The sequence below is a fragment of the Bradyrhizobium sp. 1 genome (genome assembly GCF_023073315.1).
Taxonomy (GTDB): Bacteria; Pseudomonadota; Alphaproteobacteria; order Rhizobiales; family Xanthobacteraceae; genus Bradyrhizobium.
Window position 1 is genome coordinate 103,005 of sequence record NZ_JADPJH010000015.1, and the last position, 1,023, is coordinate 104,027.

A 1,023-nucleotide genomic window follows, 5' to 3' on the forward strand; every position below is an offset into this window, starting at 1 on the left:
GGAGCACGCGGCTACTGATTGCGCTACTTCTTCCACCTCTCCGCAAACCGGTGCAGTGGCATGAACGTCGCGCACAGCTCCCGCCCCAGCGCCGTCAATCCATAGCCTCCGCCTTCGCCCAGCTCCACGAACCCGGCCTCGCGCAGCTCCGTCAGCCGCGCTTGCAGGACCGTCGGCGATGCCTCGTCGCAGGCGGTGCGTAAGGCACGCGAGGTGAGGGGAGCGTCACGCAACTCCCAGAGGATCCGCAGGCTCCAGCGCCGGCCGAGCAGGTCGAGCAACGCCATGACCGGCCGTCCGGTGCGCGAGCCGCGGACCTTCCCTGATGCTGCCTGTTTCGCCATCGTGCCCCCCTCTTGCGCAACGCTACAAATAATGTAGCGTATTGCTACGATAAATGTAGCAATGGAGACGGCCCATGTCCCGGACCATGCCGCGCATCGCCCCGCTCGATCAGCCTTATCCCCCGGAGATACGGGCGCAGTTCGACCGCATCATGCGGGGCGCGCCGCCGCTGGTGCTGTTTCGGGTGATGGCCGGCCATACGCGCGCCTGGGACAAATTCCGGGCCGGCGGCCTGCTCGATCCCGGACCGCTGTCGCTGCGCCAGCGCGAGATCGTTATCGACCGCACCTGCGCGCTGAACACATGCGAATATGAATGGGGCGTGCATGTTGCGATATTCGCCGGGCCCGCGGGGCTTACCGAGGAAGAGGTGCGTGCGACCGTGCAGGGCGGTGCCGCATCATCCTGCTGGTCTCCGGCCGAGCAGGCGCTGATCGCGGCCGTCGATGCGCTGCACACAAGCGCGACGTTCAGCGACGAGGAGTTCGCCGCGCTGTCGGGGCATTACGACGAAGCGCAGATCCTGGAGATCATGCTGCTGTGCGGCTTCTATCGCACGGTGTCGTATCTGGCGAATGGACTGCGGTTGCCGCTAGAGGAAAAGGCGGCGCGGTTTCCTCGATAGGCTCCCTCGCCCCGCTTGCGGGGAGAGGGTTGGGGTGAGGGGGAGTCTCCGCG

General features: G+C 66.4%; 2 protein-coding genes. One reads left to right on the forward strand and one right to left on the reverse strand.

The window, feature by feature from the left end; translation table 11 throughout:
* Positions 1-23 precede the first annotated feature (23 nt).
* Positions 24-344: a winged helix-turn-helix transcriptional regulator gene (locus IVB29_RS12225; RefSeq protein WP_247503620.1), complete on the reverse strand. Its 321-nt coding sequence runs from the start codon at positions 342-344 to the stop codon at positions 24-26.
* A gap of 74 nt (positions 345-418) precedes the next feature.
* Between IVB29_RS12225 and IVB29_RS12230 the strand changes: the two genes are divergently transcribed.
* On the forward strand, positions 419-970 hold the full coding sequence (locus IVB29_RS12230) for a carboxymuconolactone decarboxylase family protein (protein WP_247503621.1): 552 nt from the start codon (positions 419-421) through the stop codon (positions 968-970).
* Positions 971-1,023: the final 53 nt, after the last annotated feature.

Excerpts from the sequence above, each read along its gene's own strand:
- IVB29_RS12230 (WP_247503621.1), top strand. The coding sequence starts at position 419 with ATGTCCCGGACCATGCCGCGCATCGCCCCGCTCGATCAGCCTTATCCC.
- IVB29_RS12225 (WP_247503620.1), bottom strand. The coding sequence starts at position 344 with ATGGCGAAACAGGCAGCATCAGGGAAGGTCCGCGGCTCGCGCACCGGA.